This is a genomic window from Rhizobium sp. PEPV16, assembly GCF_008919455.1.
GTDB lineage: Bacteria > Pseudomonadota > Alphaproteobacteria > Rhizobiales > Rhizobiaceae > Rhizobium > Rhizobium leguminosarum_Q.
In genome coordinates, this window is the sequence record NZ_VSZV01000176.1 from 1 (window position 1) to 10,469 (window position 10,469).

Sequence of the window (10,469 nt, forward strand, 5' to 3'; positions counted from 1 at the left end):
CTCGCCAAGGCCCTGCAGCAGGTGCTGAACGCCAACCGGGAGGTGGAATCGCTATGACCATCGCCACCTCCGCCCGCGAGATCCTGCGACCGAGCGGCCGCTACACCGGCTGCCCGATCTGCGCAAAGGCGCTGTCGATCGCCGAGGTGATCGAGCGCCACTGCGAGAATTGCGATCGGCCGACGCGCCCGGAAGAGATGCGGGAAGCGATGATCCCGCCCGGCGCTCTGCCGATCCCCGACCCCGATAGCCCAGCCCCTCCCTGACGGCTATCGGTGGCTGGCGTCGTTGCCCTCCCTCGGCGACGCCAGCATCCCCGGGCGCGACTGTGTCGTGCCCACCGGCGCGACGATGTCGTACCCGAAACCCAGGCGGCGGCCTGGCAGACGACCGGAGCCTTTGCTCGCGCAAGAGCCGGCTCCGGTCGTCATCGATGAATTTGAATCAAGCACGGGACGAGCCACCCGCTCCGGCGGGAACGGCGGACCGCGTTCGAAATCGGAAAGAAGGATCAAGCGATGAGCTTCCAGGTCGAGGCCGCGCCAGCGCAGCAAAGCACGCACATGAACGCGCTCGAGCTCTTCCGCACTGGCCGGGACTATATCGAGATCGCCGCCATTCTCGGGACGTCGGTGCCCTCGGTGGAAAGCGAAATCCACCGGCTTCGAAGCGCGGAAAAGGGCGACACCGCCCAGCAAGACCATGCCGGCGAGATCCGTCGGTTTGCCCGCCGCCCCGCGAGCCCCGGCGCCCTGGTCAATTTTGCCCGGCGGGCGACGGAGGCCACGGGTTTGAAGCCAACCATTCATGGGGTCGGGACTGGATCGAGCGGGAAAGGCACATCGCATGGCTAAGGACACGGTGAGTGAGGAGATCATGGACATCCTCCGCCCGGTGCTGGGCGAGGAGCTGGCGGCAGCGATCATCGAACATCGCAAGCGCACGCTGAAGAAGCCGCTGACAGCTTACGCCGCGCGGATGCAGGCCAGGGAATATCTGATGACCGGCGATCCGGTCGGCGCCGCCGAGATGCAGATCTTCCGCGGCTGGCAGGCGATCAAATGCGACTGGTACCTCAAGGAGAAGGCGAGGGAGGCCGGGTCGATCAACAGCAGCATGAGAAGGACAGCAGTGGATGCCGCACGAGATTTCCCCTCTGGTGAAGATCATTTCGGGGATGCTTTCTGGCTTCCCGGCATCCGCAGGCACTGATCCCGACATGCAGATCCGCGCCTATCTCGTTGCCGGCGAGGGCCTGCCGGCAGAGGCGGTCTGGCGGGCCGCCAAACGCTTCATCTCCGGCCAGGTCAGGGACCATAACCGCGCCTTTGCCCCGAGCTCGGCAAGCTTTGCCGAAGAGTGCCGCCATCAGCAGGCGGCGATCGAGGCTGAGCGCCGGCCGCGCCTGGAAGCCGAGCCCGAGGTGCCGCGGCCGAAAGTGCCGGCCTACAAGATGCAGCTGCTGCGCGATGCGGCCAATGGCAGCCACAACGCCAAGCGGGAGCTCGCCCGCATGTTTCCCGACAACCCGATCATTGCCCGCGCCGCGCGCGATGCACAGGAGGCAGCCAAGTGACCATCACCTTTTGGACGGAAGACAAGATCGTCAAGGCGGAAAAGCTCTGGAAGGAAGGGCTGTCGGCGAGAGAAATCGCCAACCTGTTCGGCTCGAAGAAGAACACCGTCATCAACATGGCGCATCGCAACCGCGACAGGTTCCCCTCGAGGCAGGACACCTGGCATCCGCATCCCAAGGCAGGCCCGCCCGTCCAGCCGATCCGCCACCCCGACCGCGTGACGCGGGTGACGCTGTCGGGCGCGCATGTGACGATGCCGCGGGTGCCCAGCATCGATGGGCCTGCGGAGCCATGAGCCACGTGACCCCACGCGAAACCGAAGTGATCCGCTGGATGGCGGAGGGCAAGACCGCCTGCGAGATCGGCACCATTCTCGGCATCTCGCCGATCACCGTGAACACACACATCGCCAACGCCAAGATGAAGCTCGGCGTCTTCAAGGAAACGGCGCTGGTCGCCGCGGCACTCAGAAACGGCATCATTCGATAGAAGGACGATCAGCATGGGCGGCAAAGCCACCAAAGTGAAGTCAGGACGGGCAAACAAGGGCGCCGGCCGGCCGCGCAAGGAGAATGTCGAGCGTTTTCCCTGCGGCAAGATCAAGCCCTTCGAAACCGAGAAGGACAATATCAGCGTGGCGATATCAGCCCGCAGGCGCATCCACGGCTTCGGCCGCACGGTTGCCGACGAGACGGTCAAAAGCCCCTTTGCCGGCTACACCCTCGGCCGCATGTTCCTCGACGGCCTCATCACCGCCGAGCAGCGCCAGGCCGGCGACGATTATGCCGAGGCCATCGCCCGCTACCACAAGACCACAGGCATCCCGGCCCCAAGCCCGAGGGCGCAATCGCTGTTCTCCGTCAAAGGCCATGAGGGCGAGCAGACCGAAACCTTCGCCGACCGCGCCCGCAAGGCCAGCAACCGCATGATGGCGCTGCAGGGGATACTTCTCCGCAGCCCTGATGGCCCGCAGGTGCGCAGCATGGTCTATAACGTCACGGTGATGGACTACGCCCACCTGCGCCAGATGCCGCCGCAGCAGTTGCTGTGGCTGCGCAGGGGGCTGACGGCGCTGCGGGGGGCGAGGGGTGGGTGATGGAGTGGGGCGACGGACGCGAAATTCGCGTACATCCCATCCGCCATCGCTGTACTTGCCGCAGAGCTCACCCCACCCTCCGTCTTCCTCGGGCTTGACCCGAGGATCCACACCGGCCTCCATCAGCAACGGGCATGGATCCCAGGCTCAAGGCCTGGGATGACGGAGGGTGGGGCATGTGTTTTCGCCAGAACCGTGCCGATCGACCCGAATACCTGCGCCGGACGCCGCTGCTCGGCTCGAGCTCATCCGCGCGGGCGCTGAATCAGGTCCATCGCATGTTCTTCCATCCAGGCGACCTCAAGCATCCCCTCATCAAGCACACCACGGCTGGCCAGTTCCATCTCCCATGCGGAGCCCGCTGCAGCAAGGTTGCGCATATGCTGCTGCATTTGCCGAACCCGTTCGATTCCGGCCTGCATGATGCCGATCTCCGGCGTTATCCCGTAGGCATCGAGCAGCAATTGAAAGCGCCGGGCTTTCTCGCGAACGCCCGTTCGCAGGCCATGCGCCTCGCATTTCTCGTCACGCCAGAACGGCACCCAGCGCCAGGCAACAAAGCCAAGGTCCCAGGAGCGCGGTCCCGGCGCTGCCGCGTCCCAATCGATGAAGGCCACCGGGAGCCCTGCCTGGAAGACCGTATTCCACGGCGTCAAGTCATTGTGGCAGACCGTTTCAACAGGGTGGCGGGCTTCAAGGCGCCATTCGCGATCTCTCCATAAGAAGCTGGCTGCAGCATCGTGGTAGGATCGCAGCAATTTTCCCAGGCGCTCGAGGACGTTATCGCGCCAGACATAATCCGGAAGGCGGAGGTCGAAGCGACCGCCTTTAACGGGAAGGAAGGCTTCGCCGTTGCCGACTTCACCCTCGATATAGGTGAGGACTTCCCGTCCCTGATCATCGAGGCCGAGCGCACGCGGTGACCCATCAAAGCCCTGGCGCTCGACGTGTCGCAGCAGGTCGAGAACAGCGGGAGACCACGCACGTCCGCCACGCCGCACCGTTTCGCCTATGCGCACGACGTTCGAATCCTTGCCGCCGATAAGTGGAATTTCTGGCTCGTCCATACCCGAGATTAGGCGAGGGCGAACTGACGGGTCAACGGAGAAGATACCCGCAAAGGCGAGGAGCGTCGAACCGGCGTCATCGATGATCGCCGCAGGCAATAGCCGCGAAAGCCCGGGCTCCCGCGCTATCCGGTTCATGCCGAGGGCTGCCCCTCGCCCTAGTCTTGCCGGGGTCGAGAGCCACTCGTCTCGACCCGCCCTTCGGCCCCGGTAGATCGGGCGAGGGGACGTGCCATGCATAGGCCATGCCCCTTTTCGTTGCCGCTCCATGGGAGTATTTTGCTTCCAAATTGTCTCAACTTGGCGCTGGAGAGTGCAGTGTTTGTGGACGGCCGTCGCACGTTCCTGCTCTTTTTGGCCGTCGCATCGTGTCAACTGACGTTGGCGCCACAATTGGGCGCGGCAGACGACACCGTTACCATCGGCAGCGGAATGCTGAAGGGTGAGAGGTCGGGCACGGTCGTCAGCTTCAAAGGCATACCCTATGCGGCACCGCCGGTGGGTGATCTGAGATGGCGCAATCCGAGACCAACGGAGACATGGAGCGGTACCAAGGACGCCCGCGATTTCGGTCCGTCCTGCATGCAGGCCGGTGACCTGCCGAAGTCAGAAGATTGTTTGACCCTCAATGTCTGGACACCCGCCAAGCGTCCCCGGACAGCCCTGCCGGTGATGGTTTGGATTTATGGCGGCGCTCTTGCCCAGGGAAACACCCTTCAGTATCCCGGTGACCAGCTGGCCTCCCGGAGAGTTGTGTTCGTCAGCATGAACTACCGTGTAGGCCGATTGGGATACTTTGCCCATCCGGCGCTGATGAAGGAATCCCCTGACGAGCCCGTCGGCAATTATGGTTACATGGACCAGCTCGCAGCCTTGAAATGGGTCCGGCAAAATATCGAAGCCTTCGGCGGCGATCCGAAGAAAGTGACCCTATTCGGAGAGTCGGCCGGTGGCGGCTCGGTGATGGCGCACATGATATCGCCATTGTCACGGGGACTTTTCCGCGGCGCCATCCTACAGTCACCGGGTCTGCCTACCGCGCGTGCTGAGAGCACGCCTCTATCACCCTTGACAGCGGCAGAGAAAACCGCGTTGGACTATGCGGCTTCTCTGGGTATCAATGGAAGCGATGCCGACGCTCTCACCGCCCTTCGGGCGCTGCCTGCGGAAAAGCTGACCGAAGGCGCATCGGCACATGACGTGCTGGAGGGAATGTCGACCGGCAAGCCCGTCATCGGCGTCTCAGGCCCGATCATTGACGGACGGTTTTTGCTCGAAACGCCGGAAGCGGCTTTTGCGGCAGGCCGGCAGGCGCCGGTTCCCGTCATCGTCGGGGCAAATAATCGAGATCTCGGTCTTGGTGAAGCCGCGACGAAAGACGATCTCTTCGCGCTGTTCGGGAACCATGCCGCCGAAGCCCGCACCCTCTACGATCCGACTGGCCAACAGACGCTCGATGAACTGAAGCAGCAGGTTCTGGCCAATAAAACGCTTGTTGAACCATCCCGCCACCTCGCTGACGAGATGATCCGCGCTGGTCAGCCGACGTGGTGGTATCGTTTCTCCTATGTCGCCGAGGCCCTCCGTAACGATCCGACATGGAAAGGCACTCTGCACGGCTTCGAAATTCCCTATACGCTCAACATTCCAGACGCACTGGTGAAAGACAAGGTTACGCCTGCCGACTGGGCCATGGCCACATTGGCGAGTGCTTACTGGGTCCAATTTGCAACGAGCGGTGACCCCAATGGAGGCTCACGGCCAAAATGGCCTCACCACGACCCCTTCGTCCACAGGGTCATCGACTTCACCAATCACGGCGTGACGTTCGGAGCAGATCCGCTGAAGCTGAGGCTCGACCTCTGGCAAAAATATTGGAAGAACAAGCAGTGACGGGGTCGGCGCCGCCCGAATTCTGGCACCGTTGTCGCGCCATTCAGCGGGGGGTGCGAAGCCGTCTGGAAGGCTTCACGAGGCTGAGAATTTCACCATCACACCGCGCTGCCGGAAGTAGGCCTGCATTCGCTTCCTGCCGGAACGGTTATTCTGCACGAGTCTAGCCGGGTCGAATACGGCCTCATTTAAACCCGCCCGCGTTAACGCTGCCTTGAGCGTCGCGATATGCACGTCGATGTCGACGTTGTCCGCCTGGAGCGACTCATAAATGCGGTTTGTTGCATCTGCTACGGTTGGTTCGCTCACGATTGCACTCCTGTTGTCGTCTGGCTGGCCTGACCGTATTGGGGTGAAACCTGTTCACGTCAATGGGTGACAATGGATTGGAACATTTCGTCCACTTTCGAAGATGAACCACCAGAAGCAGCCCCGCCGCCGGGTTTGCGGTCGAAACGTCACCGCAAAGCGCCAGAAGCGATCAATGCAGACTTGCTTTTTGTCCATGTAGTTCACGAGAGTGAAAGCGGAAGTTTCGGTTTATGTTTGGGATGCATTGAGAGCTGGAGTTAGCTCCTCGCAATCCTCGCTAAATCGGCCTCGCGTCAGAAACAACTTCAGAGCTTGCTGCGCCACTGGTTTGATCCGTTCAGCGCATCCTGATTGGATGTATTCCGCCTCGCTTTGGAAGTGCAGTGTTTCTGTCGTGATGCCCTCCAACATTCCCCCCAGGTCGTTGACGGTCTGTTCTTCCTCGTCCGTGAACGCGTTATTTGGCCACCTGATCAACCGTCCATTATCCCAGCAGTCGTAAAACGCTAAAAAGAACTCATTGTAATTGACCTCAATGAGCCCTTCGTTTCCCCGAGCGAGAACTTCGATGGCGTCGATCACTCGATTTCGCAACCGTTGTTCAATCACACGATCCGAAATTTCTTCATCCATATCGAACACTCCGTTGAGCAGTCGCCTGCCCAAACAGTAGTGGTTTCCGGGGAAGTCGCAATGTCAGCTTGCACCGCTATGATACCGCGCCGTCATTTCGTTGGCGAAGCGTTCCCAGGTAGAGTGTCTTTTCACCAGATCGAAGTCCATGATAAGCGGCGCCTATGGGAATCAAGAACTATCTGATCGAAGGCGGTTCCGGCACTGGGAAAACGTCTGTCGCTACCGAACTGGAGCGGCGGGGCTACCATGTCGTTCATGGTGACCGGGTCTTGGCCTATGTCGGCGACCCCGAGACGGGCCAGGCACTCGCAGGACCACCCGAAGGCGCGGACCGCATCGTTTGGGGATACGCCCATTGGATCTGGCCTGTCGACAAGGTCCGCGCTATTGCTGCCGACACCACCCATCCTGCCACCTTCTTCTGTGGCGGCTCGCGCAATTTCCACAAATTCCTGGACCTTTTCGATAAGGTTTTCGTGCTCGATATAGACGTTGAGACCTTGAACCGACGATTGGATGGGCGGCCAAATGAGCCGGGCTTCGAGCCGGCCGAGCGGGCGCTGGTGCTCCACTACCATCATACCCGGGAATATCTTCCCATCGGCATCAATATCGACACGACGGGTACCGTCCCAAGTGTCGTCGACGATATCCTCGCTCAACTCACCTGACGCCCTGAAAGTGTTGAGAATCGATTATTGCGGGAACGCTAGCCGAGGAAGGAGCCGGCTCCGCGCGTCCGACAATTCATTGCCGTGTTGCGAGACTGAAGGTAGCCATTGTCGACCCGCCTGTGATCCAGGCCTCTTTGCCGTCCGGCGAGAAGCCAAGGGTCGGGTTTGCCCAACCGGGCATTTGAAAGTGCTGAAGAACAGAGCCGTCAATCATCGACACAAGGGTAACGTAGTCCTTTTCGCTTGGCATCGTTATGAGAGCGTAGCGATCATCTGGGCTGATCGCGGGGATGCGGCTGGTGGAGAAGATATCGGCTTTCCCCGTTATCGACCAAACCAACCGACCCGAGATCACCTCCCTTAACTCCGCGATCACTCCCGTTTGCGGCGTTGGCGGCGGGCAGGGAGTTCGAAACTCGCAAATCCATCCGGTTGCGCTGAGATTTCCCATGATCAGCACTTTGCTTCCATCCATGGAAAGGGTGTAGCGTGGATGCTCTGCCTTATTGTGGATCGGCACAATCCTTGGTTTGTCGCCCTGATCCCAGAGCATCCAAGTATCCGGTAACCAGGCTGTCAGCACACGGGCCTGCCCGCTCCGGTCGATCCGGGAAGACGCCGCAACAAAGCGCTTATAGTCAGGCAGATTAGGGATCGTTGGCGTTTCAACGGCATCAAGGACCCGGCCCGCTTTGGCGTCCACGAGAGCTATCGTCGGATGTAGGTCTTCGTGCTCGGGCTTGTAGTAGGAACCCCGGGTGCCGAATGTCGCAAAGGCCAAGCCGGTGCCACCGATCCAAAAGATTTCGTCGAGCGGTCCATTCGGATGTGACAGAACAGGCAAGCGTGTCTGCCCCCCGGTGGCCGTGAACAGGTACGGTTGCAAGCCTGCAAGCGCGAAGCCTCCACGGTTTTTGTCTTGAGCGACGCCAAATACCGCGGATGAGTCGGCCAGCCATTCGAAGGGCACCGTTGTCGTCCAGATGGATGAGGACACACGCACGGGGAATGTATAGTCGGCACCGGCTCGATCAACGCCGCCGACCCACAGCCCTTTGAGGGCGTGAAAGGTGAATATCTTGCTTCCATCGGGCGACAGCGAGACCGGGTAACCGCTGTGGGTAATGCGCAGACAACGAATATGCGACAAACTCATCGGCCCGGCAGGTTTGGGCTCGAGCGACTCGACGGTCTTCGTCCAGTCGCCTGTGCAGTTGATCAACTGCGGGGAACCCATTGCCGCTGAAGCAAAGGTTAGGCTTAGCGCCGCCAGCACCCAGAGAAAAATGCGCCTCATGCACTTCATGCTTTCACCACCGAAAAAAGAGAAACCGCGGCTTGGTCGTCAGGCTCTGATAGGCCTGCGGAAACAGCGTGCGGGCTTGCGGATCGGGCTGAGGCTCGCTGACGGTGTCGATCTGAAATCCGGCCGACTTCAGCGCGTCGAACATGGCATGCAGCGGCCGATGCCAGAAGCGCATGGTGATATCCTTTCCGCCGCGTTGCCAGGTCTCATCGAAGCTGTAGGTCTCGAAATAATTGTCGCGGCCGGTCGAGGCGTGATCCATGAAGGGATGGTGGGTGGAAAAGACCAGGCGTCCGCCGTCGGGCAGCAGCCGGTTGAATTCCGAAAGGGGCCTCGACCAGTCGGGCAGGTAATGCATGACCAGCGAGGCAAGGATCAGATCGAAAGCTTTGTCCGCAAACGGCAATGCTTCGTTGAGATCCGCCGTTAGCAGGCGCGCGCGACCTTCCAGGCGACGTTGGGCGATTTCAAGCATGCCCGCACTGGCGTCAATCCCGGTTACGACAGCCCCGCGCTCGATCAGCGCTGCCGCATGCGCCCCGCCGCCGCATCCCGCATCGAGCACGGAAAGCCCGGCGATGTCGCCAACCAGCGCAAGAATAGCCGGCCGCTCGTAATAGGCATTCCAGGCATTGACCTCGTTATCGGCGTCATAAGCCGCCGCGAAGGCATCATAATCATTCTCGGCCAAGATTTTTCCTTCGAAGACGCCTGTGTGTCAGAAGCTTGCTCGATCGACCTGCAAATAGGGCCGAGATCGCTTCTGCCGTAAGCAGGGAAGCGCGATTCGCTTGGAGGTCCGAGCGCCATAGAGTCGGAGATGATGTCATCGAGATAGGCAGCAACCGTTTCGCATGTTGCGCCCTGCAGGATCATGTTGGCGGCCTGAAGGAGATAGGTGTCGTATTCATCGGCTGCGTTGTTTCGCCAAGCTGAATCATCGAGCTGACGAATTCCGATAGGGTCCCAATGATCCCACCCAATTTTGCGGAGGGCGTCAATGTCGATCTTGATGTGTTCACTCATGTCGCAACTTTTCTTGAAAAACGATGTCGACACAACTGGGCGGAACACGATCGATGATGAAATTATCAGGCAGGGATCGGTGATGCCGGCCTGGAAGCGCGATCCAGACGATCCGGCTGTCCATCAATTTAACGATCGCGTCGGTCAGAGAAGTTCTCAACCGGCCATCAGGCCCGCCTGCTCAACTCCAAAACTCACCCCCGCTCTGTCCTCCTCGGGCTTGACCCGAGGATCCACTCTCGCCTCCGTCAGCCGTGGGCATGGATTCCAGGCTCAAGGCCTGGAATGACGGAGGTCGGGCCGCCGTCTTAGCCGGATCCCCAGGACTCCGGTTGCCAAGGCCCATGCGGCGCGGCACGCAGTGGGTCGCTGTCGTCATCGAAGGCGCGGGGTTGTCGTTTCGATCGCGGGAAGGGAGGCGTCCACTGCATGCCGCAGAAGAGCTGGTAACGCGACATTGTTACGTGTCCTTTGCCGGGATCATACCAATCCGTAAGAATGCAGCCCCCGCCGTTCCATCGCCGCACTTTACGAAAATGTATAGTTCCAGCGAGGTCCCCGTGAGGTTTGGAGCGCAGGCTTGGCGCCATCATTGCCAAGTCGAAGGTCAGCTCTTTCATGAACATGCGCGCCGCACCTGCCGCCCTTATGCCGGCCCTTCATCCGGTCAGCCTGCGGGTGAACACCTACCTGATCAATCTCGACCGTGCGCCGTTGCGCAGGTTTCGAATGGAGCGCCTGCTGGCAAGCGTCGGCCTTGCCTTCGAGCGCGTGGCGGCGGTCGATGGGGCAGGGCTGAGCCTGCCGCATCCGGGCTTTGACGAAGCATCCTATCTCCGCCAGCACGGCCGCCGGCCGAACCCTTTCGAGATCGGCTGTTAT

At 60.8% G+C, this 10,469-nt stretch carries 14 protein-coding genes and 2 pseudogenes; 11 read left to right on the top strand and 5 right to left on the bottom strand.

Annotation, left to right across the window (positions count from 1 at the left end):
* Nucleotides 1-53 precede the first annotated feature (53 nt).
* The 7 genes and pseudogenes from FY112_RS04180 (at nt 54) to FY112_RS04210 (ending at nt 2,673) form a co-directional block, all read left to right on the top strand.
* Complete coding sequence (locus FY112_RS04180) at nt 54-266, top strand: hypothetical protein (RefSeq protein ID WP_151517779.1); 213 nt, start codon at nt 54-56, stop codon at nt 264-266.
* A gap of 252 nt (nt 267-518) precedes the next feature.
* A pseudogene (locus tag FY112_RS04185) lies at nt 519-795 on the top strand (sigma-70 family RNA polymerase sigma factor).
* 51 nt (nt 796-846) lie between these two features.
* Nucleotides 847-1,212 carry a hypothetical protein gene (locus FY112_RS04190; RefSeq protein WP_151517780.1) on the top strand — a complete coding sequence of 122 codons (366 nt, stop codon included), beginning with the start codon at nt 847-849 and terminating at the stop codon, nt 1,210-1,212.
* Entirely contained in the window at nt 1,178-1,576 is a 399-nt protein-coding gene (locus tag FY112_RS04195) for a hypothetical protein (RefSeq protein ID WP_151517781.1), read from the top strand. Before FY112_RS04190 ends, FY112_RS04195 begins: the two co-directional genes overlap by 35 nt.
* Nucleotides 1,573-1,872 carry a GcrA family cell cycle regulator gene (locus tag FY112_RS04200; RefSeq protein WP_027668500.1) on the top strand — a complete coding sequence of 100 codons (300 nt, stop codon included), beginning with the start codon at nt 1,573-1,575 and terminating at the stop codon, nt 1,870-1,872. The genes FY112_RS04195 and FY112_RS04200 overlap by 4 nt, the downstream gene beginning before the upstream one ends.
* The gene (locus FY112_RS04205) at nt 1,869-2,066 is read left to right on the top strand and encodes a helix-turn-helix transcriptional regulator (protein WP_094086521.1); all 198 of its coding nucleotides are present in this window, start codon (nt 1,869-1,871) and stop codon (nt 2,064-2,066) included. Before FY112_RS04200 ends, FY112_RS04205 begins: the two co-directional genes overlap by 4 nt.
* Before the next feature lie 13 nt (nt 2,067-2,079).
* Nucleotides 2,080-2,673, top strand: a complete 594-nt coding sequence (locus tag FY112_RS04210; protein WP_151517782.1) for a hypothetical protein — start codon at nt 2,080-2,082, stop codon at nt 2,671-2,673.
* Nucleotides 2,674-2,918: 245 nt separating this feature from the next.
* On the opposite strand, the gene FY112_RS04215 is transcribed toward FY112_RS04210, so the two are convergent.
* The gene (locus FY112_RS04215) at nt 2,919-3,740 is read right to left on the bottom strand and encodes a phosphotransferase (RefSeq protein ID WP_151517786.1); all 822 of its coding nucleotides are present in this window, start codon (nt 3,738-3,740) and stop codon (nt 2,919-2,921) included.
* A gap of 318 nt (nt 3,741-4,058) precedes the next feature.
* Between FY112_RS04215 and FY112_RS04220 the strand changes: the two genes are divergently transcribed.
* A complete protein-coding gene (locus tag FY112_RS04220) occupies nt 4,059-5,633 on the top strand; it encodes a carboxylesterase family protein (protein ID WP_151517787.1) in 1,575 nt (524 codons plus the stop codon).
* 75 nt (nt 5,634-5,708) lie between these two features.
* Here the strand turns inward: FY112_RS04220 and FY112_RS04225 are convergent, their stop codons facing one another.
* Both FY112_RS04225 and FY112_RS04230 read right to left on the bottom strand, forming a co-directional pair.
* A complete protein-coding gene (locus FY112_RS04225) occupies nt 5,709-5,945 on the bottom strand; it encodes a hypothetical protein (RefSeq protein ID WP_151517783.1) in 237 nt (78 codons plus the stop codon).
* Nucleotides 5,946-6,173: 228 nt separating this feature from the next.
* The gene (locus tag FY112_RS04230; protein WP_131623503.1) at nt 6,174-6,578 is read right to left on the bottom strand and encodes a hypothetical protein; all 405 of its coding nucleotides are present in this window, start codon (nt 6,576-6,578) and stop codon (nt 6,174-6,176) included.
* 164 nt (nt 6,579-6,742) lie between these two features.
* On the opposite strand from FY112_RS04230, the gene FY112_RS04235 reads away from it, so the two are divergent.
* Nucleotides 6,743-7,252 carry a nucleoside kinase gene (locus FY112_RS04235; protein ID WP_131623501.1) on the top strand — a complete coding sequence of 170 codons (510 nt, stop codon included), beginning with the start codon at nt 6,743-6,745 and terminating at the stop codon, nt 7,250-7,252.
* A 76-nt stretch (nt 7,253-7,328) separates the two neighbouring features.
* Here FY112_RS04235 and FY112_RS04240 read toward each other — a convergent pair whose 3' ends face one another.
* Together FY112_RS04240 and FY112_RS04245 are read right to left on the bottom strand one after the other, a co-directional pair.
* Nucleotides 7,329-8,552, bottom strand: coding sequence for a hypothetical protein (locus FY112_RS04240; protein ID WP_151517784.1), 1,224 nt, complete (start codon nt 8,550-8,552; stop codon nt 7,329-7,331).
* Between the two features lie 13 nt (nt 8,553-8,565).
* Nucleotides 8,566-9,252 carry a class I SAM-dependent methyltransferase gene (locus FY112_RS04245; RefSeq protein WP_151517785.1) on the bottom strand — a complete coding sequence of 229 codons (687 nt, stop codon included), beginning with the start codon at nt 9,250-9,252 and terminating at the stop codon, nt 8,566-8,568.
* Nucleotides 9,253-9,561: 309 nt separating this feature from the next.
* Here FY112_RS04245 and FY112_RS36600 point away from each other — a divergent pair, with 309 nt between their 5' ends.
* Nucleotides 9,562-9,876, top strand: coding sequence for a hypothetical protein (locus FY112_RS36600; RefSeq protein WP_181018153.1), 315 nt, complete (start codon nt 9,562-9,564; stop codon nt 9,874-9,876).
* A 329-nt stretch (nt 9,877-10,205) separates the two neighbouring features.
* Nucleotides 10,206-10,469, top strand: a pseudogene (locus FY112_RS04255) (glycosyl transferase); the annotation flags it as partial.

Bases quoted from the DNA above. Each gene is read 5' to 3' on its own strand.
- FY112_RS04230 (WP_131623503.1), bottom strand. From the start codon at position 6,578: ATGGATGAAGAAATTTCGGATCGTGTGATTGAACAACGGTTGCGAAAT.
- FY112_RS04210 (WP_151517782.1), top strand. From the start codon at position 2,080: ATGGGCGGCAAAGCCACCAAAGTGAAGTCAGGACGGGCAAACAAGGGC.
- FY112_RS04215 (WP_151517786.1), bottom strand. From the start codon at position 3,740: ATGGACGAGCCAGAAATTCCACTTATCGGCGGCAAGGATTCGAACGTC.
- FY112_RS04235 (WP_131623501.1), top strand. From the start codon at position 6,743: ATGGGAATCAAGAACTATCTGATCGAAGGCGGTTCCGGCACTGGGAAA.
- FY112_RS04180 (WP_151517779.1), top strand. From the start codon at position 54: ATGACCATCGCCACCTCCGCCCGCGAGATCCTGCGACCGAGCGGCCGC.
- FY112_RS04190 (WP_151517780.1), top strand. From the start codon at position 847: ATGGCTAAGGACACGGTGAGTGAGGAGATCATGGACATCCTCCGCCCG.
- FY112_RS36600 (WP_181018153.1), top strand. From the start codon at position 9,562: ATGTCGATCTTGATGTGTTCACTCATGTCGCAACTTTTCTTGAAAAAC.
- FY112_RS04205 (WP_094086521.1), top strand. From the start codon at position 1,869: ATGAGCCACGTGACCCCACGCGAAACCGAAGTGATCCGCTGGATGGCG.
- FY112_RS04240 (WP_151517784.1), bottom strand. From the start codon at position 8,552: ATGAGGCGCATTTTTCTCTGGGTGCTGGCGGCGCTAAGCCTAACCTTT.
- FY112_RS04195 (WP_151517781.1), top strand. From the start codon at position 1,178: ATGCTTTCTGGCTTCCCGGCATCCGCAGGCACTGATCCCGACATGCAG.